This is a genomic window from Roseovarius sp. PS-C2, from assembly GCF_018862045.1.
GTDB lineage: Bacteria > Pseudomonadota > Alphaproteobacteria > Rhodobacterales > Rhodobacteraceae > Roseovarius.
In genome coordinates this window covers 51,024-73,700 of sequence record NZ_JAHKSQ010000006.1, presented here as the reverse complement: position 1 = coordinate 73,700, position 22,677 = coordinate 51,024, and the positions used below count along the sequence as shown (strand labels likewise).

Genomic DNA, 22,677 nt, shown 5'->3' with positions numbered 1-22,677 from the left:
TTTGCGGGAGGATTATATGACCACTCAAAGTGAGGCCATCTCGGCTGATCTGGAAGCCATCAGGGCGAACTATTCTTTGACTGATGAGCAACGCCAGATCGTCGACCACGTGGATCGGGTGTCGCGCGAGGTGCTGCACCCGCTGCAAGCGCGTATGGATGACGAGGAATGGTGGCCCGATGATCTGTTCAAGCAGATGGGCGAGCTGGGCCTGCTGGGGATTACCGCACCCGAAGAGCTAGGTGGATCGGGACAGAACGAATTCACCCAGGCGCTGGTATCCGAGGTGATTTCGAAGTGGAATCCGGCTGTGGGCCTCTCACACGGGGCGCATGACAACCTGTGCCTGAATAACCTGCTGCGCAATGGATCCGAAGAGCAGGTAAAGAAATACGTGCCGGGTCTTTGCTCGGGCGAACTGGTTGGTGCTTTGGGCTTGACCGAACCGGGCGCGGGGTCCGATGCGCTTGGGTCCATGGCGACCACCGCGCGCCGCGACGGCGACGAATACATCATCAACGGCTCGAAGATCTATATCACTAACGGACCGATTGCCGATGTGATCCTGCTTTACGCCAAAACCGACAAGTCGAAGGGCGCCAAGGGCATTTCTGCTTTCATCATCGAGACGGACAATCCCGGTTTCAAGGTGGCGCAAAAGCTTGACAAGATGGGCTTTCGCGGTTCGCCAACCGGAGAACTGGTGTTTGAGGATTGCCGCGTACCCGCGTCCGCCATGGTTGGACAGGAAAACACCGGCGTTTCGGTGGTAATGAGCGGGCTGGATCTGGAGCGTGCCATGGTTGCCTCAGTCTGCGTTGGCATGGCCGAACGCGCGCTGGAACTTGGGCTGGAATACGCCAAGATTCGCGAACAATTCGGCAAGCCGATTGCAAGTTTCCAAATGATGCAGTCGAAATTGGCCGAGATCTACACCGAGGTCGAAACCGCGCGTGCCTTCAGTTATCGTGCGCTGGCCGCCTGTACCGGCCTGCCAAAAGGGGCCGGGGGCCGCGGCGAAATCCACAAATTGACAGCGGCGGCCTGTCTTTACGCCGGCGAGGCATTCAACAAGGCGGTGACCGAAGCCTGCCATATCCATGGTGGCTCTGGCTACATGCAGGACACCGAGATCAACCGGCTGTTCCGCGCCAACAAGCTGCTGGAAATCGGCGCGGGCACAAGCGAAGTCCGCAAGATCATCATTGCCGAAGAACTTTTGCGCGCCTGAGGGAGACGAGACAATGAACAAGCAACTGCGCAACGACATCGCTCTGCCGACACATTTCATGACGGACGAACAGCAGGCGCTGGCCGATCAGGCCGGCAAGTTCTTCATGTCAGAATTCCACCATCTGAACGCCGAAATGGACGATACTGATGATCTGCCGTCTTCGGTTTTCCCCAAGCTGGGCGAAATGGGCTACCTGGGACTGAACGTGCCGCCGGAATTCGGCGGCGCTGGGTTGGATTTCACCTCGGCCTGCATCATCACCGAACAGCTGTCGCGGTCCTCTGCGGCCATCGGACTGACCCATGTGGCGCATGACAATTTGTGCGTCAACAACATCTATCGCAACGCCAATGACGAGTTGCGCCGAAAATACCTGCCAGGTCTGTGCGACGGCACGCTGATCGGCGCCCTGGGCCTGACCGAACCCGGCGCGGGGTCTGATGCGCTTGGCTCGATGCGGACCACGGCCAAAAAGGATGGCGACGACTACATCCTGAACGGCGCCAAGATCTACATCACCAATGGGCCGATTGCCGATCTGGTGCTGGTCTATGCCAAGACATCGCCCGAAAAAGGGGCCAAGGGCATTTCCGCCTTTATCGTGGAAACCGACACGCCCGGTTTCAAGGTGGCGCAGAAGCTCAACAAGATGGGATTCCGCGGCTCGCCGACGGGCGAACTGGTATTCGAAGATTGCCGTGTTCCGGCCAGAAACATGGTCGGCAAGCTGGATGGCGGGGTTGCCGTTACCATGTCCGGACTTGATCTGGAACGTGCCATCGTCTGTTTCAACGCTCTGGGCATTGCGCAGCGGGCGCTGGATATTTCCATCGATTACGCCAAGACACGCCAGCAATTCGGCAAACCGATCGCCAGTTTTCAGATGGTTCAGGCGATGCTGGCCGACATGTATACGCAGATCGAGGCCGCGCGCAGCCTGTCCTTGCGCACCGCTGCCATGTGTGAAGGCCTCGAAGAGGGCGAAGGCGGGCGCGGCGAAATCCACAAGCTCACCGCTGCGGCGATCTACAAGGCCGCTGAGGCGACATCCTTCGTGCTGGACAAAGCTGTCCAGATTCACGGCGGCTCGGGTTACATGCGTGATACAGAAGTGAACCGGCTGTACCGGACCGGTCGCGTGCTTGAGGTCGGCGCAGGCACCCAGGAGGTTCGCAAACTCATCATCTCTGGCGAATTGCTGAAGAACTAGGGGCGGAACATGAACGAAGCGAAATCAAGGCGTTACGCGTCGGATCTCATGGCGGGCCAGGTTGCCCTGGTCACGGGGTCCGGATCTGGAATGGGCCGGGCGACGGCGATCGAAATGGCCGCTTGCGGGGCCAGGCTTGCGCTGTTCGCGCGCCGCGAAGAACCGCTGGAAGAGACCGCCGAAATGATCCGGGCGGCGGGGGGCGAGGCCTTTGTCGTGCCCGGAGACACCCGCGACGAAGACAGTATCGAAGCTGCGATGGGGCGGATCAAGGAGCACTATGGGCAGTTGGATGTTTTGGTGAACAATGCCGGCGGCCAGTATATCGCGGCCGCCCGCGATATCACCAACAAGGGCTTCGAAGCCGTGATCCGCAACAACCTGATCGGGTCTTGGCAGATGACCCGGGCAGCGGCGGATCACTTCATGTACGACAATGGTGGATCGGTTGTGTTTGTCACCGCCATCTCGGCGCGCACCGCGCTTACCGGCTTTACACACACCGTCGCCGCCCGCGCCGGTGTGACGGGCATGATGAAAACGCTGGCCGCCGAATGGGGCGAATACGGCATCCGGCTGAACTGTGTCGCGCCGGGCACGATCAAGACCGATGCGCTTGGCCGCTATCCGATTCCGCCGGAACAGTGGAAAAAGCTGAACCGCTCGGTGCTAAACCGGATGGGGGCGGCCGAGGACATCTCAGGCACGATCATTTTCCTGGCCTCGAAACTTGGCGGTTTCATCACCGGAGAAGACATTTATGTAGACGGCGGTGAGACCTTGCATATGGGTCATGACGCGCGGGACATGATCAACCCCGCGATGTTCGAGAAACGCGAACGGGGAGATGGCAAGAATGAGTAAACACCCAGTCCTTCTGGAGATGTCCGACAGGATCGCCACGGTTACGCTGAACGATCCCGAGCGGCGCAACCCGGTCACCGGAAACGACATGATCGCTGCTCTTCTGGAGACCTTCGCCAAGGTGCAGGCAGACCCGCAGGTCAGCGTCATGATCCTGACCGGCGCCGACCCGGCCTTTTGTGCCGGCGGCGACATCAAGGAAATGAACGATTCCGACAGCGTGTTCCGCAAGGAGCCGCTGGCGGCGGCGCAGAGCTATGTTGATGGGGTGCAGCGGCTGCCGCTTGCGCTCTACAACATGGATATTCCGACCATCGCCGCAGTCAACGGCCCGGCGGTGGGCGCGGGGTGCGACCTGACCATGATGTGCGACATGCGCATCGCGTCCGAAAAAGCAAGGTTCGGCGAGGTGTTTCTGAATCTCGGAATCATTCCGGGCGATGCGGGCAGCTGGTTCCTGTTGCGTCGTCTGGGCCACCAGAAGGCCGCCGATCTGACCTTCTCAGGGCGCATGGTCGAGGCCAAGGAAGCGCTGGAGCTTGGCATGGTGCTTGAGCTGGTGCCTCATGAAAAATTGATGGCACGGGCTCGCGAACGGGCCGCCGTCATCGCAGCGAAACCACCGCGTGCGGTGCGCGTCGCCAAGCGTCTGATGCGCAATGCCGAACGGATGGATCTACCGGATTTCCTGAATTCTGCGGCGGCCTATCAGGCGCTCATGCATCAGACCGAAGACCATCACGAGGCGGTTGCTGCGTTCATCGAGAAACGAAAACCCAACTTCACAGGGCGCTAATGGAAGAATTGCATGTCTGATATCTCCAAAAAGAAAATGGAGCAAATCGCGCAGATGTGGAATGCGCGCGGCAAGGGTCTGATTACGCATATGGCGCTTGAGATCGAAGAGGTCTCGACCGAAGGCGTTCGCGTTCGGATGCCGTTCAATCCGGACTTTTGCGCCGATGCGGAACAAACGCTGCTCCATGGTGGTATCCTGACGGCGCTTCTGGACAGTGTCTTTGGATTGGCTAACTTTGTCGCCATCGAAGGCGTCAGTACCATGGCCACTCTTGATCTGAGAGTTGATTACCTGCGCCCTGCTCGTTCGCGCGCGGATGTCATCGTTCAAGCGCATTGTTTTCGCCAGACCCGCCACATCGCCTTCAATTCCGGCAGCGTCTGGTTCGAGGGCCATGATAATGCTGAAATCGCCCGTGGAACCGCCTCGTTTGCATTGACGCGTGGGGAAACCAGCCTGTTTGAAGCGATGACCAAAGGAAAAGCCTCGTGATGGATTTGCAAACTGTCAATGCCCACGTATCCCGGGTGCCGTTTTTCCGATTTCTCAACTTTGAGGTCCAAAGCTTGGATAGCCTCCATGCCGAAGCGGAAATGACCTTTGATGACCGCCATATCGGGAACCCGATCATGGAGTACTACCATGGCGGCATAATCGCGAGTTTTATGGAGGCCACTGCCGCCGTCGCGGTACAGCCCGATTTCGCCGACGTTCCGGCCAAGCCGATCAACCTGACCGTCGATTACCTCAGACCCGGTGTGAAGGGACCGCTTTTTGCGCGCGCAAACGTCACGCGCAAGGGCAAGCGGATGGCAAGCGTCAGCGTGCTCAGCTGGCAGACGGATCGGGAAAAGGCGGTTGCCGAAGGGCTGTATCACTTCCTTCTGGTCTGACCGGGGCAACCGCTTTCTGGGCTACCTTGTCCTGTGGACGGGGCCGCTTCCCGGTTACAAATTCCTTCCAGTAACAGATTGATGAGCATGCTGGAGAATTCAGGCAGTGATAGATATCCTTCCACTCCTGCCTTGTTCGGGTCGAACCATTCCACCGTCCAGTTCAAAGCGCCCAACATCACCTGGCGCAAGGGGACGATCTTGATATCCGACCGTATGGCACCGTCGTCCTGAGCTTCACGGAGTATCCGATCCCAGAGTTTTCCATATTCATGGCGAATACCCCTGTGCCTCTCCCTGAAATGATTGGGGAGCATTCCATAGCTTCTGATATTCGCCGAGGTGAATTCGCTTGCCTTGAAGAGGAAATCCAGGTGCGCCCAGATTGCAGTCGCTATCCTGGCGTGATGATCGTACGGGGCATCGAATTTCCGAACGGCGGCTTCGACACCTGATAGCAAGTCTCTCAGTCCGGCGTTTAGAACTTCGTCAACGATCGCTTCTTTGGAGTTGAAATGGTAATAGACGCTTCCCGCTTTCATGTCCGCTTCTTCCGCGATCTTTCTCAGCGTGGTCGCCTTGTAGCCATTGTCCCTCAGAACGCGCGCTGCGGCCTTTAGAATTTCTGCACGGGTCTTAGCCGCCTTGCCGTCGGGATCCGGGGTTTTGGCGGGAGTGGCGGGGCACAGCTTCAAGCCTTCGGTACCCGCCTTGCGATGTGGACACATTCCGTCAAGTATCAGCTTACACATTCGTTCCGCGAGGATGCGCACCGGATACTTGTCGACATCGTACCATTCTACGGTCCAGTTCATGGCACTTAGGATGAACTGGCGGATCACAGCAGTGGATATGTCGCTTCGAAGGTGGCCGGCGCGTTTGGCGTCATTCAGGAATTTGCCCCAGGCATCCGCATATGATGCACGCAATTCGCGATGCGGGGCGCGTGTTTCGTCCGACAACATCGGATAGTTACGAATATTGGCTGACGTAAAGTCACTGTCGGTCAATAGGTATGTAAGGTGTGTTTCAATCAGCAGTCTGAAAGTCTTGCGAAAATCCTCCGAACTTGTCGGTGCCGACCGAACGATTTCACTGACCGCCTGATATAGTTGACGGACGCCAAGATCGAGAACTTCGCACAGCATCTGGTCCTTGGATTGAAAATGATAATAAATGCTGCCGGCCTCAATGCCAGCTTCCTGCGCGATGTCGCGCATAGTCGTTGCGTGATAGCCTTCATACCGAAAAAGTCGCGCAGCCGCAGCGAGTATGGCTTCGCGGGTCCTCTCCGACTTGCTTAGATCGTCATTCACTATCCTGGTATCTTCAATCTGTCGTGCCATCCATTGTCGATACTTGTCGTAGATGAGGCTGTCCATTGCAATAAATCTAACAACTGTTAGAATACATCGGAGAGAGTGTCGAATCAAACTCTTTTCAAGGTGCAACGGAAGAGGAGGACCTCCACATGCGAGGGTTGAGTGGAAAACGGGTCGTTGTGACCGGCGGTGGGAGCGGCATTGGCCGAGCGGTTTGCGAACGGTTCGGCGCGGAGGGTGCCGAAGTCGCCGTTTTCGATCTGAACAAAGCCGGAGCGGATGAAACCGCCAAACTAATCACTGAATCCGGCGGAAAAGCGACGGCATTTCAGGCGGATATTACCGATCGTGCCCAGGTCGACAGCGCCGTTGCCGAGTTCGAATCCGGCGGACCGATTGATGTGCTGGTGAACAACGCGGGCTGGGACGTGATCAAACCGTTCCTCGACACCGATCCCGACCTTTGGAAGAAGGTCATCGACATCAATCTTTACGGTCCGCTGAATATGCATCACGCGGTGCTTCCGGGCATGGTCAAGAACGGTGGCGGCCGTGTGGTCAACATCGCGTCCGACGCCGGACGCGTCGGATCATCCGGCGAAGCCGTGTATTCGGCCTGCAAGGGTGGCATCATCTCGTTCACCAAAACCGTAGCGCGTGAACTGGCGCGTAAAGGTATTCAATTGAATGCGGTCGCCCCCGGCCCGACCGATACGCCGCTGTTCGCTCAGGTTGCCGAAGGCGAGGCCGGTCAAAAGATCGCCGAAGGTCTCAAGCGGGCGATTCCGATGAAGCGTCTTGCGCAGCCGACGGATTACCCTGGCATCATCTGCTTCCTGTCGTCGGACGACGCAGGGTTCATTACCGGCCAGGTGATTTCGGTTTCGGGCGGCCTGTCCATGCACGGTTAAAACGCTGGCAGCAGCGCCGGACTCAAGGCGCTGCTGCCAAACCGTGCCAAGAGTTACCTCCCCGACTGGCCGCGCCTTAAGTGCGGCCCTTTTTCATTCTAGAAAGGTTGCGAATGTTTCAGCCAGGCTCTGACATCCAGCGGACAAGCACTCTGACCTCATTTCTGAAGGGCTGCGGCATTGACAGTTACGAGGAACTCGTCCGCCGTTCGAATGAAGACCCAGACTGGTTCTGGGGCCAGATCATTGACCATGCCGGGATATGGTTCGAGCGGCCCTACAGCCGGTTGCGAGATATCTCCACAGGGCCTGAATCGATCAGATGGGCCGTGGAAGGTACGTTGAATTTGACGGAAACCTGTCTTGACGCCCGAATTGCCGATGGCCTGGGTAACAAGGTCGCTATCGACTGGGTCGGCGAAGACGGAAGCCGCCGCCGCTGGAGCTATTGCAACCTTGCCGCCGAAGCCTCCCGCGTCGCCTCGGCCCTTGCCGCACGCGGTGTAAAGCCGGGTCAGGCGGTGGGCATCTATATGCCGATGATCCCCGAAATCGAGGCCGCGCTTCTGGGTATTGCCCGGCTGGGCGCGGTTGCGGTGCCGCTGTTTTCCGGTTTTGCGCCCCATGCCATCGTATCGCGCCTGAACGACGCGGATGCCGTGGCGGTGTTGACGGCGGATGCCACACCCCGGCGAGGCAAGCCGGTCTGGATGGAAGCGACCCTTGCCCAGGCTTTGACCGACCTGCCATCGGTTCATACCGTGATCAGCCTGCGACGGTTCGGCGGTGCGGTGGCCGATCCGGCCCGCGATCTGGACTGGACCGAAACAGTGGGCCGCGCCAGTCCGGAGTTTGCCGCCGTTCCCGTCAGTGCCGATGACACCTTTCTGATCGCCTATACATCGGGCACGACCGGGCGGCCCAAGGGTGTCGTGCATACCCATCTGGGCGTACAGGCCAAGGCCACGGCCGATTTCCTGCTTTGCCTCGACATGAAACGGGACGACCGGCACCTCTGGATGACTGACATGGGGTGGGTCATGGGGCCGCTCACCCTTTTGTCGGTGCTCTTGTCCGGTTCAACTCTGGTGCTGGCCGAAGGCGCACCATCAATGCCCGGCGATCCCTTCAGGCTGCTGCGTCTTGCGTTCGATATGGAGGTCACGCATCTTGGTGTGGCTCCGACCCTGGTACGGCAGTTCATGACGCAGGATACTGAACCTTTGTTGGGCTACGACCTGTCGCCCCTGCGCATTGTCGCCTCGACCGGTGAACCCTGGACCGACGATGCCTGGCTTTGGCAACTGGATCATATCTGTCGCCGCCGCGCGGTGCCGCTTAACATCTCGGGTGGGACCGAGCTTTTTGGCGCGATCCTTACCTCGACCGTGCTGCATGAAATCAAGCCCGGCGGATTTTCGGCCCAGGCCCTGGGTGTCGGCGCCAAGGTGTTGCGCCAGGACGGCAGCGAAGCCGCACCGGGCGAGGTCGGCGAACTGGTCGTGACCCAGCCGCCTTTGGGTCTGACCCCGGCCATCCGGGGCGACCGCGATCGCTATTTTGAAACCTATTGGTCCACCTACCCCGGCATCTGGCGGCACGGCGACTGGGTGCGCTGCGATCCGGACGGGACATGGTATATCCTGGGCCGGTCCGACGACACGCTGAACATCGCAGGTAAACGCATCGGTCCGCCCGAGATCGAGGCGGCCCTGACCGAAACCGGAGAGGTGGTTGACGCCGCTGCCATTGCCGCACCCGACGATATCAAAGGCGTGGCCGTCGTCTGTTTCTGCGTGGCGGCGCAAGGTGTTACGCCTGACGCAGAGCTTGTGGACCGGCTCAAGAATCGGGTCGGAGAGATCGTCTCGAAACCCTTCCGCCCGCGCGAGATCCACTTTATCGAGGCCCTGCCCAAGACGCGTAGCATGAAGACCATGCGCCGGATCGTGCGCGCCGCCTTGCTGGGCGAAGATCTGGGCGATCTGTCGTCGATCAGCAACCCGGAAACCATTCAACCCATCGTAGACCTGCAAAAGGAAAAGCCATGATTACTGTTTTCGGAGCCACGGGCAACACCGGCGCGCCCCTCGTCGATACGCTTATGGCAAAAGGCGCGACCGTGCGCGCTGTCACCAGCGACCCCTTCAAGTTAGACGCGCTAAAAGCCAAAGGATGCGAGGCGGTAGCAGCGGATTTCACGGACCCTGCCGCGCTGGCGCGGGCCTGTGACGGGGCGGAAAAGATATACCTGGTCACGCCTGCCCATCTGGACATGCGTCAGTGGAAGGCGAACGTGATCGAGGCGGCCAAGGCCGCGGGCGTGCGCCATATCGTTGTGGCCACGGGGCTTGGCGCGTCGCCCAAGGCGGGGCTGACCTTTGGAAAGTGGCATTCCGAAACCCAGGAACTGCTGAAGCAAAGCAGCCTTGACTGGACTTTTGTCCAGCCGACCTATTTCATGCAGAACCTGCTGTGGCAGGCCGGCAACATTGCAAAGGACGCCGTGTACTATGACGACCTGGGCGGACCCGTGGCCTGGATCGACGCTCGCGACATCGCGGATGTCGCCGCCGAGGCGCTGACCGCTCCGGGGTACGAAGGCAAGGCTCTTGGTCTGACCGGGCCCGAAGCTCTTGCAGGGGATGACATCGCGGCCCTTCTGTCCGGGGTGACGGGACGAACAGTGTCGTGCGTGTCCCTTTCGGCCGAGGATGCCAGGGCGGGCATGGTGGCCGGCGGAATGCAGGACGAGGTCGCCGGGGCCATGGTCGAACTGGCCTCTATCGCGCCCAGGGGCTACCTAGCCGGCATCGAGACCACGGTCAGCGAGGTGCTGGAGCGCCCGGCGCGCCGATTTGCCGATTTCGTCACCGAGAACCGGGATGCTTTCGTCAAGTAACCTGATGGCGGTGCCGCTTTATCTCGAACGGGCGCCGCCTGAGGAAGCGGCCACTGAGATCGATCATCTGTTCGTGTTTCGCGATACCGGTGTGCTGAGCGGTGGTGGACGCGGGCGGTTCGCAACCGACCTCTTTACCCTTTCGGTAACGCGCGACCACAGCGGCGGGGCGCGTGTATCGCTGGCGCCACCGCGCTCGGGTTTCACTCCCCGCCCAAGGCCATTCCATGGTGTCGTGGCCGGGCTGAGGTTGTCGTCACGACCGAAGCACTTACCCGACTCCAAAGGGCTGGACATGCTGGCCGCAGAACTGGCCCGGGTTCAGATCGGGGACGGTGACCTGCCCGCGCTCATCGCAGTGCTTGACGGCCTCGCGAAAGGCATGGGCTTTGCCGCGCCACCCGGAGCGTACAGCGACCGGACCGAACGTCGAAAGGTGCGGGCGGAAACCGGCGTGTCGCGGCGGCGGCTTGCCGCCTCGCGGCGCTTTCGCCAGGCTCTTGGGCAGCTCGCGTCACAGAGCCTTCCGCTGAGCGATCTGGCGCTGGACGCCGGATATTGCGATCAATCCCATATGTCCGTCGCTTGCCGGGTCTTCGCCGGCAAACCGCCCGGCGCGTTGCGCGCTCAGTCCGTTCCGCGTCGTTTTGACCTTTCGCTACAAGATACGCGCCTCAAAGACCGCCTAAGATTGGTCATTGACGAATGAAATCGAAGAGGAAGACCCGCCATGACGCAATTCAAACCGAAAAACCCCGACTATGACGCACGCGTGCGCAACAGTTTCAATCGCCAGAAGGTGATGCACACGCTGGGGATCAGCATTGCCGAGCTATCGCCCGGCCGCATTGTTCTGGAGATGGCACATGAGGATGCTCTGACCCAGCAACATGGGTTTTTGCATGCCGGAATCGTGTCGACAGCGCTGGACAGCGCCTGCGGATACGCGGCCTTTTCGCTGATGCCAGCGGACGCGGCAGTGTTGACGGCCGAATTCAAGATCAACCTACTCAACCCGGCGGACGGCGAACGGTTTCGCTTCGTCGCTGACGTGGTGAAACCAGGCAGGACGCTGACCATATGCGAGGCGCGTGCCTATGCCGTGAAGGGCCAGGATGAAAAGCTCGTCGCAACGATGACCGGAACGCTCATGGCGCTGGTGGGGCGAACGGGCGTGGCGGGGTGACGATCGGGCCGGGGCGCAAATTAATCCGCGAGCCGGGCTTCGAGCATATGGCGCTGGATCTTGCCGCTGGTCGATCTGGGAAAATCCTCGAACGCGATGAAAAGAAACTCGCGCGGCCGTTTGTAGCCAGCGAGGTTTTCGCGGCACAAATTCATCAGCGCCTCGGCATCCGGCCCGTCATCGCCACAGGCGACAAAGGCCACCGGGCTTTCCCCCCATCTCGCGTCGAAGGCCCGGATCACGGCGGCATCGACCACATCGGGATGGGAAAGAAGCACACGCTCGATTTCCGCAGGATAGACGTTCTCGCCGCCAGTCTTGATCAAGTATTTCGCCCGGTCCACAAAGTCGATGGTGCCGTCCGCATTGCGCCGGAACAGATCGCCCATGTGGAAAAAGCCGTTGCGAAAGTCGCGGGCGTTGGCGTCGTCGGCGTTCCAGTAGCCTGAAAACAATGTCGGGCCCCGCACAGCCATTTCGCCCGGCGTTCCATCCGGCACTTCGCGGTCGTCGGGATCGACCAGCCGAACCTCGCAAAATGCGCTTATGCGCTTGGAAAGCCGGTCCGGGGTCACACCCGGCGCAATCAGATCGGCGGTCCCCGGCGGCAGGCCGGTTTCAGTTGCGCCGAAGGAATTCAGATAGGGCGTGTCCAGAAGGGCCGTCAGTTCCGCGATCTGATGCGGCGGCACCAGATCGGCCATTGCGCCGCAAACCTTGATTCCCTTCAGCGGCAAAGGGTTGGCGCGTCGTTCTGCGATAAAGGCGTCCAGCGCACCGGGCATCATCACGAACCAGCCGATCCGGTGGCGCGACAACGCCTCGTTGATGACCGCAGGCTGCAAACCGTCTACCATCACCACGGTTCCGCCCCGCAGGACCGTCGCCAGCGCATGATCGGTGGACGCCATGTGGAACATAGGTGCCCAAGCGATGAACCCGTCGCCGGGATCCAGCGCCAGCTGCGCCGCAAAAACCATGGATCGGGCGATATGCGCGCGGTGGCTGATGAGCGCCCCTTTGGGCAGGCCCGTAGTCCCCGAGGTATACAAGATCGTCAGACCAGCCTCTGGATCGTCGACCATGGTCCCGATGCGCGGGTCTTGCTCGGCCCCGGCAATGGCCGTTTCCAGGTCTGGCCCGATGGTCAGACAGGGTGTCGACGCGACGGCGTGATACATTTCTGAAAAGTCCGGTTCGACGATCGCGAGCACCGGCTCGACCAGATCGATGCAGTGCCACAGTTGATCGGGGGCAAGCCGCCAGTTCAGGCAAGCGACAATCGCGCCAATTCCTGCCGCTGCCAGTTCGACCTCCAGGTACTCCGAGCGTTTATGCGACAGAATCGCGATCCGGTCGCCGGGCGCCACGCCCCTGGCCAGAAACACGGCAGCCAGACGATCGACCCTCCCCAGCAATTCGGCATAGCTCAGTCGCCCCTGAACATCACGCAGCTGCGGCTCTGATGCCGCATTTCGGCCGCGGTAGAGCGATGATCGCACCGATCGCGGCGATGAGAGCGGCGAGGATTTCGGCCACGAGAGCCCTCAGATGGGCCAGGATCATGCGGATGTTGTGCCCGCAGCCGCAGAGCACAGCGTGGAGCGCGTCTCCGAGCGTGCCCTTGAGAGCGCAGCGGGCAAGGCGGCCGTCGGTCTTCATGTGCCCGATCACAGGTTCGATTGCGCTGCGCCGGCGCAGGTCGCGCCGGAGCGCCGGCGTCATCCCGCGGCGCTGGCCCGAGATGAACGCCTCGGTCGTCTGCACACCGTGGCCGCGGTAGCCGCGGTCGACGAAGGCCCTCCTGGGCCGGGTCTCGGTCAGGATCTCCACCTGCTCCAGCGCCTCGCGAAGGGTGTGCCCGTCATAGGGGTTGCCGGGCATCGACCGCATGCCGACGACGAAGCCCTCCCGGTGCGTGGTTGCCACCGACACCTTAGTGCCGAACTCGTAACGGACCCGCGCCTTGCCCTTGGAGATGCAGTCCACCTCGGGCTCGTGCAGTGCGTAGAGCTTGCCCTTGTCCTTCGGCTTCTGCCGCAAGAGCCGGCCCGACAAGGCAATCTCCGCCTCGATCCGCTCCCGCAAACCGGCGTCGGCCACACGGCCCAACTGGCGCTGGATGTCGCGCAGGACGCGCCCGGTATAGCCCTTCAGCCGCCGCAGGGCCTTGCGCATCCGCTTGAACTGGCGCGCATGCGCGTAGCGCCCGACCTGGCCCGACAGCCGCGGCGCAAGCCGCGCGTAGCTCTGGCGCAGGGACAGGCCTGCCTCCTGCGCGAGCGCCACCAGGCGCCGGCGCGCCTTCTCGCAGAGCCGCGCGTCCGTGGGATGCGCGATCGCCTTCTCCATCACCGTCGTGTCCACGATCACCGCCTCGACACTCCGCTCGGAGATCACTCCAGCTTCACGGCCCGCCTCGATCGTCTTGGTCAGAAGCCATTCGACGCCCTCTTCCCCGATCCGCTTGCGCCACCGCGTCAGCGACGAAGGATCGAGCGGGAAGCAATGCTGGAAGAACGTCTCGCCACAGAAGTGCTGGTAATAGGGGTTCTCCACCCACCGCGCCACCACCGCCTCGTCCGAGAGCCGGTAGGCATGCTGCAAATAGAGCAACCCCGCCACCAGTCGCGGCGACGTCGCCGGGCGGCCGGTGTGCGACGTGAAGAACCCCGCCCACTCATCCTCGAAGAACTCCCAGTCGATCAGGGCGGCCAGCTTCACCAGCTCGTGGCGCATGTCGATCATGTCCGTCAGGCGTGGGCGCAACAGGTCGTCCTGTTCAGGGGCGCGGGATTTGGGCTTCATACGTTGATCCGAAATTGCAGGCTTCTCGCCCGAAACCTACCAAATCCTGCAGTTCCAGAATACTGAAAACGCCGCTTCATAAAACAAAATCAATGCGTTGGGACTTGTTCAGGGTGAACTAGCTCAGTCTCTTGCTGCCGTCCTCGATGGCCAGATCCCCCGCGCAATCCTGTGCGCGGGTTCGAAAGATCGAATAAAGGTCGGCGCGTCCTGCACGCGAAACTTCGGTCAGCATGGTATCCCCCCTTGCGCGGGCTTCGGTTCAGAGACCCTGCGCCAGGCGCACGCCTTCATCAATGGCTCGCAGCGCATCCAGTTCGGCGGCCTCCTTTGCCCCGCCGATCATTGTAACCGGGACGCCGCGCGCGGCAAGCTCTTCTGCCAGGGCCCGTTCCGGCTCCTGACCGGTGCACAACACGATTGTATCGGCCGCGATGACCTTTGGCTTTCCATCCACAACGATGTGCAGCCCCGCGTCGTCGATATATTCATAGGTCACGCCGCCCATGGCCTCGACCCCGTGTTTGCGCAGCGCATTCCGCAGAATCCACCCTGTCGAGACGCCCAGACCTGCACCGGGTTTCGATGTCTTGCGCTGAAGCATGACGACTTTGCGGCGCGATGGTTCCGGGGCCAGAGGGTCGCCACTCAGGGCACCCGAGGAGACAAATTCGGGGTCCACAGCCCAGGTTTCGCAAAAGACGTCGGAGTTGGCAGTCTCGGCGGGTTCGGTCACCAAGAACTCGGCCACATCATGACCGATGCCCCCTGCCCCCATCACGACGACACGGTCGCCCGCCACACGGTCGCCGGACAGAATTTCGGCATAGGTCGCGACGCTGGGATGGTCGATACCCGGCAGGTCGGGAACCCGCGGCGTGACCCCGGTAGCGATGACCACATGGTCGAAGCCTTCAAGATCGCTCGCCTCTGCCCGTTGTCCCAGACGCTGCGTGACCCCGTGTTTCTGCATCTGACCGGCATAATACCGAAGGGTTTCGTCGAATTCGTCCTTGCCGGGTGCGGCGCGGGCCAGATTCAGCTGACCGCCCAGCTTGTCCTGCGCCTCGAACAGCGTGACAGCATGGCCCAGCCGCGCCGCCTCGGCGGCTGTGGCCATGCCCGCGGCACCACCGCCGACGACGGCCACTTTCTTTGGCGCGTCGGTTGGCGTATCCTGGAATTCGGTTTCACGCCCGGCCCTTGGATTGACCAGACATCCGACCGGCCGGTCCGAAAAGATGAAATCCAGACAGGCCTGGTTGCAGGCGATGCAGGTGTTGATCTCGTCCGCGCGGCCCTCTCGCGCCTTTTTCACGAAATGCGGATCGGCCAGAAACGGGCGCGCCATCGAGATCATGTCCGCATCGCCAGAGGCAAGTATGTCTTCGGCAAGCTGGGGTGTGTTGATCCGGTTCGAGGCGACCACCGGGATCGACACGGCCGCTTTCACGTTGGCTGCCGCCTTGCGCCAGGCACCGCGCGGCACCGGATAGGCGATCGTCGGCACACGGGCCTCGTGCCAGCCGATGCCGGTGTTCAGAATATCCGCACCTGCGGCCTCGATCTTGCGGGCCAGTGCGGCAATTTCATCGGCGGGCGCGCCGCCCTCGACCAGATCGGCCGCCGAAATCCGGTAGATGACCAGAAACTCGGGGCCGCAACGTTCGCGCACCGCGCGCACGATCTCGACCGGGAATCGGTGGCGGTTCGCGGCGCTGCCGCCCCAGTCGTCTTGGCGCTTGTTGGTATGGGTGACGGTGAATTCGTTGATCAGGTATCCCTCGGACCCCATGATCTCGACGCCATCAAAGCCTGCGGCCTGCGCATTGGCGGCCGCCACGGCAAAATCCTCGATGGTACGGAGAATGTCGGCGTCGGTCATTTCACGCGGGATGAAACGGTTGATCGGGGCGCGGATCGGTGACGGGGCCACACACCCTTCGATCTTGGCATAGCGCCCGGCGTGGAGGAGTTGCGCGCAGATCAGGCTGCCTTCGGCCTGCACCGCCTCGCAGATCGGGCGCAGGCTAAGCGCTTCTTCCGGATCATCGATTCGCGGACCTTCTGGATCGAATATGCCCTCGGCATTGGGCGAAAACCCGCCGGTGATCAGAATCGCCGCCTCCCCCCGCGCACGCTCGGCGTAAAACGCGATCTGTTTGGCTATGCCGTCAGGCTCGGTTTCCAACCGCGTGTGCATCGACCCCATGATGACACGATTTCGCAATGTATGCTGGCCTGCGCGGATGGGCGAGAGCATGGTTTCAAAGCTTCCATCTGGTCTATTTTTCACTTTGGTTCTCCTCCTCAAAACTGCACTTGATCTACATTCTAACATTTGTTAGATTTTTGGAAAGAAGATTTTCGCTCATGGGGAGGAGCACCGATGCAATTCCAGCCTACAGACGATCAGAAGGCGTTTCGCGAGACCGCAAAGCGCTTCGCAACTGAAAGGCTTGCGCCCACATATCAAGAACGCGCCAGCGGCCATACATTCGACCGTGCTCTGATCAAGGAGATGGGCGCACTGGGGCTGATCGGGGCCGATCTGCCCGAGGAATTCGGGGGACTCGGCGAAAGCTCTGTCACGTCAGGGCTGATCGTCGAAGAGATCGCCTATGCCGATTTCAACGCAAGTTACGTGCAGCTTCTGGGCTCTCTCATGGGCGGAATGGTTGCCAAACATGCCTCCAAGGACATCGCGTCGGAATGGGTGCCCAAGGTTGTTTCGGGTGATGCGGTCATTGGCCTGGGCCTGACAGAGCCGCGCGGCGGTTCGGATGCGGCGAACCTGATTCTGAGAGCTGAGAAATCCGGCAACGGCTGGCGGCTGAACGGTGAAAAGACATCCATGAGTTTTGCCAGTCAGGCGGATGCGGCGGTCGTCTTTGCCCGTACCGGCGATCCTAACGGCGGCTCACGCGGGGTCAGCGCCTTTTTCGTCGATCTGAACCAGGAAGGCATCAAGCGCACCCATTTTGACGACATCGGCACCAAGCCTGTCGGGCGCGGGTCGGTGTTCTTTGACGATGTTTTCGTTCCGGCCGAAAATATGATGGCGGAACAGGACCGTGCCTTTGGCACGATCATGGCGGGCTTCGACTATTCCCGCGCACTGATCGGGCTGGAGTGCCTGGGGGCCGCGCAAGCGTCGGTGGATGAAACCTGGGCCTACGTTCAGGAGCGCGAGGCATTCGGAGCCCCGATCGTGCAGTATCAGGGTGTCAGCTTTCCCCTGGCCGAGGCCGAGACCCAACTGACCATGATGCGCCAGCTTTGCTATTACACGCTGGACCTGCGCGACCGTGGCCTGCCGCACACCTCTCAGGCCGCCATGTGCAAGTGGTACCTGCCCAAAACCGCCTGCGAGATCCTTCACCAGTGCCTGATCCTGCACGGACATTACGGCTACACCACCGACCTGCCCCACCACCAGCGCTACAACGATGTGCTCGGCCTGCAGATCGGTGACGGCACCGCGCAGATCCAGAAGCTGGTGATCGCCCGCGAAAAGGTCGGTCGCATGGCGCTGCAGTATGACAAGAAGGCGAAGGGAGCCGCGAAATGAGCGACCCCATCCTCGTCACTTCCGAGGGCAACACCGGCATCATCGAACTGGCCCGCCCCGAGAAATTCAATTGCCTGTCACTTGAGGTGCATGAGCGTATTTCTGTCGCGCGTGCGGAATTCGAGGCGAACCCGGATATCCGGGCGATCCTCATCCGGGCGCAGGGCAAGCACTTTTGCACCGGCGCCGATCTGGTGGAAGTGAAGGGTAAATTGAACGATCCCGCCGCGCTGGACCATTTCATCGCCTTTGGCATGAACAACCTGCGTGCGCTCGAAACCTCCTCCCTCCCTGTCGTGGTGGCAGTGCAGGGGTTGTGTCTGGCCGGCGGGATCGAACTGATGCTGGCATGCGATGTATGTTTCGCGGCCGAAAGCGCCCAGTTTGGCGATCAGCACGCGCAATTCGGGCTGATTCCCGGTTGGGGTGGCTCGCAGCGGCTAACACGGTTGATGGGGCAGCGCCGGGCGCTCGACCTGATGTTCTCGGCCCGCTGGCTCAAGTCGGACGAGGCCAAAGAGGCCGGCCTGGTCAACTACGTCGTGCCGGATGCGGATCTGCACAAGATCTCGCTGGAATACTGCCAGAAGATCGCCACCCGTTCACGTCCCGGCATCGCCGAGATGAAGCGGTTGGCGCGTGAAGGCGCGGACCTTGGTATCGACCAACAGATGCGGCTTGAGCGCGATGCCGCCGTGCGTGCACTGCCCAGCGATGACGTGGCCGAGGGCCTCGACGCATTCGAGAACCGGCGCGCCCCCAGATTCAAGGCCTGAGGACAGAACATGGATTTCACTTTGAACGACGAACAACGCCAGATTTACGAGTATGGCGGCCAGCTGGCGCAGAAGTTCGACAACGATTACTGGCTGAGACACGCGCGCAAGCACGAGTTTCCGCACGAAATGTTCCACCAGATCGCCGATGACGGCTTCCTCGGCATCATGGTGCCCGAGGAATATGGCGGCGCGGGCCTTGGCATGACCGAAATGGCCCTGTTCATGGAAGGCACCGCCAATCACGGCATTCCGCTTTTGATGATGGTGGTCGGGCCGACCATGTCGCTGGCCCATATCGCCAGCCACGGGAGCGAATTCCACAAGAAAGAGCTACTGCCGGCCGCCTGCCGCGGTGATATCCAGTTCTGTTTCGCGATCACCGAACCGGGGGCCGGGTCGAACACGATGAAGGCCACTACGCTTGCCAAGCGTCGAGGCAACCGGTTCAGCCTGTCGGGCGAAAAGACCTTCATCACCGGGGCCGAAGTGGCCGACTACTGCCTCGTGGTGGCGCGGACCAAACCGCATACCGAGGTCAGCCGCAAGACCGACGGCTTTACCCTGTTCGCCGTCGATCTGAAGAAAAAAGGCGTCGACAAGCAGCGGGTGAAGATCTCGATCCCCCTGCCCGAGGAGCAGTGGACACTGTTCTTCGACGAGGTGGATCTCGGCCCCGAGGATGTGGTCGGCGAAGTTGACGAAGGATTCTCGATTCTGTTCGACAGCCTCAACCCCGAACGCATCATCCTGGCCGCACTGTGCTGCGGCATCGGCCGGTTCGCCCTGAACAAGGGCGTGGCCTATGCCTCCGAACGCAATGTGTTCGGCCAACCCATCGGTGCGCACCAGGGCGTGCAGCACCCGATGGCCAAGGCGCATGCGGCAGTCGAAATGGCCAGTCTGATGACCCGGCGCGCGGCATGGGAGTTTGACAACAAGCTGCCCGCCGGTGCGTCGTCGAACATGGCCAAATATGCCGCCGCCGAGGCCGGGATCGAAGCGGTCGACGCGGCGCTTCAGGCGCATGGCGGATCGGGCTTTACCGAAGATACGGGGCTTTACGAAATGTACCCGCTGGTCCGCCTTTTGCGCACAGCACCGGTGAATCGCGAACTGTGCCTGAGCTTTATCGGCGAAAAGGTCATGGGTCTGCCGCGGTCTTATTGATCGCTCTGCCCGACATGGAGAACGACATGCAATTTGGAATGCGCTTCCGGCGGGAGGATGCCGCCGACAAGGTAAATGATCGCTTCTGGCACCTGATCGAGGGCACACCGCTCGACGAGGTGCGCCGTATTCAGGAAGAGCGGCTGCGCGATCAGATGGCGTATCTCAAGGCGAACTCGACCTTCTATCAGGAAAAGTTCGCCGAGGCCGGTGTGGAATTCGACGATATCCGCACTATCGAAGACCTGCAAAAACTTCCCTATACCTACAAGACCGAGATCCGCGAAAGCCTCGCCGCCGAGCCGCCCTTTGGCAAGCACCGTACCGCGCCCATGTCGGACATCATCCAGATGCAGGCCTCGTCGGGCACGACCGGCAGCCCCTCATATGTGGCCCTGACAGAATCCGACGCCGAAATGTGGCACGAGATGACAGCGCGCTGTTTCTTTGCCAATGGTGTGCGTCCCGGCGATATGGTGCTGCACGCATTTTCGCTCGCCAAGGGCTTTGTCGGCGGCATCCCCGTGATGCAGGGATTGCAGTACATGGGCACGATCGATGTGCCGGTGGGCGCCGATGGCGGTGCGGAACGGCTGCTGCGCGCCTGCGCCGACACCCGCCCGCGTTGCGTGGTCGGCGCCCCGAACTTTGTGCTGCACCTGGCCGAAAAGGCTCCCGAGGTGCTTGGCTGCAAGGCCAGCGAACTGGGTATCGAGCGCGTGATCGTCGGCGGCGAACCCGGCGGCGGCATTCCCGCAATTCGGGCAAAGATCGAAAAGGCCTGGGGTGCGAAATGCACCGAGATGCTGGGCGGCACCGATCTGGGCGTGACATACTGGGCCGAGTGCGACGCCCAGTCGGGTATGCACATGGTCAACATGGATTATGTCCTGACCGAGCTGCTCGACCCGGAGAGCGGCAGGATCATTCCCTGGAAAAAAGGCGCAGAAGGCGAGATGGTCTATACCGCGCTCGGCCGCCAGGCGAGCCCGCTCGTGCGGTTCCGGTCAGGCGATTATATCGAAGTGATCGATACCGAATGCTCCTGCGGCCGCACCGGACCGAAGATCCGCTGCACCGGCCGCACCGACGACATGCTGATCGTGCGCGGGGCCAATGTCTTCCCGTCGGCGATCAACAGCATCATTACCGAAATGGTGCCGGACACCAACGGCGTCATGCGAATCGTGGCCGATTTCGAGGGCCACACCACGCAGGGCGCGCTGACGGTGATTGTCGAACGCGGCCCCGATCGCGATCCGGCCGATGACGTCACCCTCAAAAAGAAAATCGAGCAGCGGCTGCGCGACTCCTTGGTCTTCAAGGCCGACGTTCACCTGGTTGCGGCCGACACTTTTGAAAAACCCGGCGCCGCGAAGGTCGCCTTCGTTCTCAGGAAATATCCAGACCTGCCATGACTAGAATGAAATCCCTTCTCGACACTGCGTCGGACGACTTCCGCGCCAACGACGCGTCTTACCGCGAAAAGGTCGATGAACTGCATGCCCTCCGGCTCTCACAGCGCGTCGGCGGCCCCGAAATGGCGCGCGAACGTCATGTGGAAAAAGGCAAGATCCTGCCCCGCGAACGGATCGAACGGCTGATCGATCCGGGCACCCCCTTTCTGGAACTCGGCGAGCTGGCCGGACTGAACATGCACAAGGGTGTTCCGCCCGGCGCCGGCATCATCACCGGTATCGGAGTGATCGAAGGCCGCCAGTGCATGATCATCGCCAACGATGCTACAGTGAAAGGCGGCACCTATTTCGGGATCACCTGCCGCAAACATGTCCGGGCACAAAAGATCGCCTGGAAAAACCGCCTGCCTGTTATCACGCTCGTGGATTCCGGCGGGGCCTTCCTGCCCGACCAAGCCAACCTTTTCCCCGACGAAGGCCAGTTCGGGTCCATCTTTCACCAACAGATCGGCATGTCGGGTGACGGTGTGCCGCAAATCGCCGTGGTCATGGGGCCCTGCACCGCGGGTGGTGCCTATATCCCCGCGCTCTGCGACGAGGTGGTCATCGTGCGCGGCCAGGGCTTCATGTACCTGGGCGGACCAGAGCTGACCTTTGCCGCGACCGGCGAAAAAGTGGATGCCGAAACATTGGGCGGCGGCAAGATGCATTGTTCTGTCTCCGGCGTGACCGACCATCTGGCCGAGGACGATGCCCATGCTTTGGCCATCACCCGCGATATCGTCCGACACCTGGGCGAAAAGCCCCTGCCCCGCAAGACGCCGGAAACGCCGCGTGAACCTGCCTATCCGGTCGAGGAAATATATGGTCTCGTCAGCCGCGACCCCAAGGTGCCGACCGACAACCGCGAGATCGTCGCCCGGCTGGTGGATGACAGCGATTTTCACGAATTCAAGCCGCTTTATGGCGACACGATCATGACCGGCTGGGGGCGCATCCACGGCCATGAGGTCGGGATCATCGCCAATACAGGCGTGCTTTTCGTCGAAGCCGCGCTGAAGGCGACGCATTTCATCAATCTCTGCGTCCAGCGTGATATTCCGCTGCTGTTCCTGGCCGATGTGAACGGCTTCATGGTGGGCCGCGAGGTCGAGCAGATGGGCATTGCCAAGGCCGGCGCCAAGATGATCACGGCCATGTCTTCGGCCCGGGTGCCGAAATTCACAATCATCACCGGTGGCTCTTACGGGGCCGGATACCTGGCGATGCTGGGCCGCCCGTTCCAGCCGGACGCAATGTTTGCCTGGCCGACGGGACGGTCGGCGATCATGGGGCCGGAACAGGCCGCAAGCGTGCTGGCCCAGGTCCGCGCCCAGATCAACGAGCGCGAAGGCAAAAGCTGGACCCCCGAGGAGGAGGAAGCCTTCAAGGCGCCGATCCGCAAGGAATACGAGGATTTTCAGGGGGCCTATAATTTCGCGTCCAACCTTTGGATCGACAGCGTGATCGAACCCTGTGAGACCCGTGACGTCATGGCGCTGATGCTGGATGTGACATCGCGCAGACCCAAGGTCGATACCAACTTCGGCGTGTTCAGGATGTGAGGAGCGAAC

Annotated in this window: 20 protein-coding genes; 16 read left to right on the top strand and 4 right to left on the bottom strand. The window is 61.1% G+C overall.

Annotated elements, in window-relative coordinates:
- The first annotated feature begins 16 nt into the window (after positions 1-16).
- Genes KPG71_RS12555 through KPG71_RS12530 form a run of 6 tightly spaced genes read left to right on the top strand, consistent with a single transcriptional unit; the run spans position 17 to position 5,000 of the window.
- A complete protein-coding gene (locus KPG71_RS12555) occupies positions 17-1,231 on the top strand; it encodes an acyl-CoA dehydrogenase family protein (protein ID WP_103911599.1) in 1,215 nt (404 codons plus the stop codon).
- Between the two features lie 13 nt (positions 1,232-1,244).
- The gene (locus KPG71_RS12550) at positions 1,245-2,444 is read left to right on the top strand and encodes an acyl-CoA dehydrogenase family protein (RefSeq protein WP_050685921.1); all 1,200 of its coding nucleotides are present in this window, start codon (positions 1,245-1,247) and stop codon (positions 2,442-2,444) included.
- A 9-nt stretch (positions 2,445-2,453) separates the two neighbouring features.
- Positions 2,454-3,308 (top strand): SDR family NAD(P)-dependent oxidoreductase, encoded by an 855-nt coding sequence (locus KPG71_RS12545; protein WP_050685919.1) that lies wholly within the window; start codon positions 2,454-2,456, stop codon positions 3,306-3,308.
- A complete protein-coding gene (locus KPG71_RS12540; RefSeq protein WP_050685917.1) occupies positions 3,301-4,104 on the top strand; it encodes an enoyl-CoA hydratase-related protein in 804 nt (267 codons plus the stop codon). Before KPG71_RS12545 ends, KPG71_RS12540 begins: the two co-directional genes overlap by 8 nt.
- Before the next feature lie 12 nt (positions 4,105-4,116).
- Positions 4,117-4,599, top strand: a complete 483-nt coding sequence (locus KPG71_RS12535) for a PaaI family thioesterase (protein WP_050685915.1) — start codon at positions 4,117-4,119, stop codon at positions 4,597-4,599.
- Positions 4,599-5,000: a PaaI family thioesterase gene (locus KPG71_RS12530; RefSeq protein ID WP_050685913.1), complete on the top strand. Its 402-nt coding sequence runs from the start codon at positions 4,599-4,601 to the stop codon at positions 4,998-5,000. Before KPG71_RS12535 ends, KPG71_RS12530 begins: the two co-directional genes overlap by 1 nt.
- On the opposite strand, the gene KPG71_RS12525 is transcribed toward KPG71_RS12530, so the two are convergent.
- Positions 4,982-6,346, bottom strand: a complete 1,365-nt coding sequence (locus KPG71_RS12525; RefSeq protein WP_103911600.1) for a TetR/AcrR family transcriptional regulator — start codon at positions 6,344-6,346, stop codon at positions 4,982-4,984. The genes KPG71_RS12530 and KPG71_RS12525 overlap by 19 nt on opposite strands.
- Before the next feature lie 125 nt (positions 6,347-6,471).
- Between KPG71_RS12525 and KPG71_RS12520 the strand changes: the two genes are divergently transcribed.
- The 5 genes from KPG71_RS12520 to KPG71_RS12500 all read left to right on the top strand — a co-directional run bounded on the left by KPG71_RS12520 (position 6,472) and on the right by KPG71_RS12500 (position 11,321).
- Positions 6,472-7,233: a glucose 1-dehydrogenase gene (locus KPG71_RS12520; protein ID WP_050685911.1), complete on the top strand. Its 762-nt coding sequence runs from the start codon at positions 6,472-6,474 to the stop codon at positions 7,231-7,233.
- 113 nt (positions 7,234-7,346) lie between these two features.
- Positions 7,347-9,284: an AMP-binding protein gene (locus tag KPG71_RS12515; RefSeq protein ID WP_050685910.1), complete on the top strand. Its 1,938-nt coding sequence runs from the start codon at positions 7,347-7,349 to the stop codon at positions 9,282-9,284.
- Positions 9,281-10,135: an SDR family oxidoreductase gene (locus tag KPG71_RS12510; protein WP_050685908.1), complete on the top strand. Its 855-nt coding sequence runs from the start codon at positions 9,281-9,283 to the stop codon at positions 10,133-10,135. The genes KPG71_RS12515 and KPG71_RS12510 overlap by 4 nt, the downstream gene beginning before the upstream one ends.
- Before the next feature lie 4 nt (positions 10,136-10,139).
- Entirely contained in the window at positions 10,140-10,844 is a 705-nt protein-coding gene (locus KPG71_RS12505; RefSeq protein ID WP_234994806.1) for an AraC family transcriptional regulator, read from the top strand.
- A gap of 21 nt (positions 10,845-10,865) precedes the next feature.
- Positions 10,866-11,321 (top strand): PaaI family thioesterase, encoded by a 456-nt coding sequence (locus tag KPG71_RS12500; RefSeq protein ID WP_050685904.1) that lies wholly within the window; start codon positions 10,866-10,868, stop codon positions 11,319-11,321.
- A gap of 20 nt (positions 11,322-11,341) precedes the next feature.
- Here KPG71_RS12500 and KPG71_RS12495 read toward each other — a convergent pair whose 3' ends face one another.
- From KPG71_RS12495 to KPG71_RS12485, 3 genes are all read right to left on the bottom strand, one after another.
- Positions 11,342-12,823: a class I adenylate-forming enzyme family protein gene (locus tag KPG71_RS12495; RefSeq protein ID WP_050685902.1), complete on the bottom strand. Its 1,482-nt coding sequence runs from the start codon at positions 12,821-12,823 to the stop codon at positions 11,342-11,344.
- Positions 12,768-14,129, bottom strand: a complete 1,362-nt coding sequence (locus tag KPG71_RS12490) for an IS5 family transposase (protein ID WP_027238795.1) — start codon at positions 14,127-14,129, stop codon at positions 12,768-12,770. Before KPG71_RS12490 ends, KPG71_RS12495 begins: the two co-directional genes overlap by 56 nt.
- A gap of 262 nt (positions 14,130-14,391) precedes the next feature.
- On the bottom strand, positions 14,392-16,392 hold the full coding sequence (locus KPG71_RS12485) for an FAD-dependent oxidoreductase (protein WP_050685900.1): 2,001 nt from the start codon (positions 16,390-16,392) through the stop codon (positions 14,392-14,394).
- A 126-nt stretch (positions 16,393-16,518) separates the two neighbouring features.
- Here KPG71_RS12485 and KPG71_RS12480 point away from each other — a divergent pair, with 126 nt between their 5' ends.
- Genes KPG71_RS12480 through KPG71_RS12460 form a run of 5 tightly spaced genes read left to right on the top strand, consistent with a single transcriptional unit; the run spans position 16,519 to position 22,668 of the window.
- A complete protein-coding gene (locus tag KPG71_RS12480) occupies positions 16,519-17,700 on the top strand; it encodes an acyl-CoA dehydrogenase family protein (RefSeq protein ID WP_050685898.1) in 1,182 nt (393 codons plus the stop codon).
- Positions 17,697-18,476: an enoyl-CoA hydratase/isomerase family protein gene (locus KPG71_RS12475; protein WP_050685888.1), complete on the top strand. Its 780-nt coding sequence runs from the start codon at positions 17,697-17,699 to the stop codon at positions 18,474-18,476. The genes KPG71_RS12480 and KPG71_RS12475 overlap by 4 nt, the downstream gene beginning before the upstream one ends.
- Positions 18,477-18,485: 9 nt before the next feature.
- A complete protein-coding gene (locus tag KPG71_RS12470) occupies positions 18,486-19,646 on the top strand; it encodes an acyl-CoA dehydrogenase family protein (RefSeq protein WP_050685886.1) in 1,161 nt (386 codons plus the stop codon).
- 26 nt (positions 19,647-19,672) lie between these two features.
- Complete coding sequence (locus KPG71_RS12465; protein WP_050685945.1) at positions 19,673-21,064, top strand: phenylacetate--CoA ligase family protein; 1,392 nt, start codon at positions 19,673-19,675, stop codon at positions 21,062-21,064.
- The gene (locus tag KPG71_RS12460) at positions 21,061-22,668 is read left to right on the top strand and encodes an acyl-CoA carboxylase subunit beta (protein ID WP_050685883.1); all 1,608 of its coding nucleotides are present in this window, start codon (positions 21,061-21,063) and stop codon (positions 22,666-22,668) included. Before KPG71_RS12465 ends, KPG71_RS12460 begins: the two co-directional genes overlap by 4 nt.
- Positions 22,669-22,677 lie beyond the last annotated feature (9 nt).

What these genes read in the sequence shown, in the direction of transcription:
- KPG71_RS12470 (WP_050685886.1), top strand. Translation starts at nt 18,486, where the DNA reads ATGGATTTCACTTTGAACGACGAACAACGCCAGATTTACGAGTATGGC.
- KPG71_RS12535 (WP_050685915.1), top strand. Translation starts at nt 4,117, where the DNA reads ATGTCTGATATCTCCAAAAAGAAAATGGAGCAAATCGCGCAGATGTGG.
- KPG71_RS12490 (WP_027238795.1), bottom strand. Translation starts at nt 14,129, where the DNA reads ATGAAGCCCAAATCCCGCGCCCCTGAACAGGACGACCTGTTGCGCCCA.
- KPG71_RS12555 (WP_103911599.1), top strand. Translation starts at nt 17, where the DNA reads ATGACCACTCAAAGTGAGGCCATCTCGGCTGATCTGGAAGCCATCAGG.
- KPG71_RS12460 (WP_050685883.1), top strand. Translation starts at nt 21,061, where the DNA reads ATGACTAGAATGAAATCCCTTCTCGACACTGCGTCGGACGACTTCCGC.
- KPG71_RS12505 (WP_234994806.1), top strand. Translation starts at nt 10,140, where the DNA reads ATGGCGGTGCCGCTTTATCTCGAACGGGCGCCGCCTGAGGAAGCGGCC.
- KPG71_RS12530 (WP_050685913.1), top strand. Translation starts at nt 4,599, where the DNA reads ATGGATTTGCAAACTGTCAATGCCCACGTATCCCGGGTGCCGTTTTTC.
- KPG71_RS12510 (WP_050685908.1), top strand. Translation starts at nt 9,281, where the DNA reads ATGATTACTGTTTTCGGAGCCACGGGCAACACCGGCGCGCCCCTCGTC.
- KPG71_RS12540 (WP_050685917.1), top strand. Translation starts at nt 3,301, where the DNA reads ATGAGTAAACACCCAGTCCTTCTGGAGATGTCCGACAGGATCGCCACG.
- KPG71_RS12515 (WP_050685910.1), top strand. Translation starts at nt 7,347, where the DNA reads ATGTTTCAGCCAGGCTCTGACATCCAGCGGACAAGCACTCTGACCTCA.
- KPG71_RS12485 (WP_050685900.1), bottom strand. Translation starts at nt 16,392, where the DNA reads ATGCTCTCGCCCATCCGCGCAGGCCAGCATACATTGCGAAATCGTGTC.
- KPG71_RS12545 (WP_050685919.1), top strand. Translation starts at nt 2,454, where the DNA reads ATGAACGAAGCGAAATCAAGGCGTTACGCGTCGGATCTCATGGCGGGC.
- KPG71_RS12475 (WP_050685888.1), top strand. Translation starts at nt 17,697, where the DNA reads ATGAGCGACCCCATCCTCGTCACTTCCGAGGGCAACACCGGCATCATC.
- KPG71_RS12520 (WP_050685911.1), top strand. Translation starts at nt 6,472, where the DNA reads ATGCGAGGGTTGAGTGGAAAACGGGTCGTTGTGACCGGCGGTGGGAGC.
- KPG71_RS12525 (WP_103911600.1), bottom strand. Translation starts at nt 6,346, where the DNA reads ATGGCACGACAGATTGAAGATACCAGGATAGTGAATGACGATCTAAGC.
- KPG71_RS12465 (WP_050685945.1), top strand. Translation starts at nt 19,673, where the DNA reads ATGCAATTTGGAATGCGCTTCCGGCGGGAGGATGCCGCCGACAAGGTA.
- KPG71_RS12550 (WP_050685921.1), top strand. Translation starts at nt 1,245, where the DNA reads ATGAACAAGCAACTGCGCAACGACATCGCTCTGCCGACACATTTCATG.
- KPG71_RS12480 (WP_050685898.1), top strand. Translation starts at nt 16,519, where the DNA reads ATGCAATTCCAGCCTACAGACGATCAGAAGGCGTTTCGCGAGACCGCA.
- KPG71_RS12500 (WP_050685904.1), top strand. Translation starts at nt 10,866, where the DNA reads ATGACGCAATTCAAACCGAAAAACCCCGACTATGACGCACGCGTGCGC.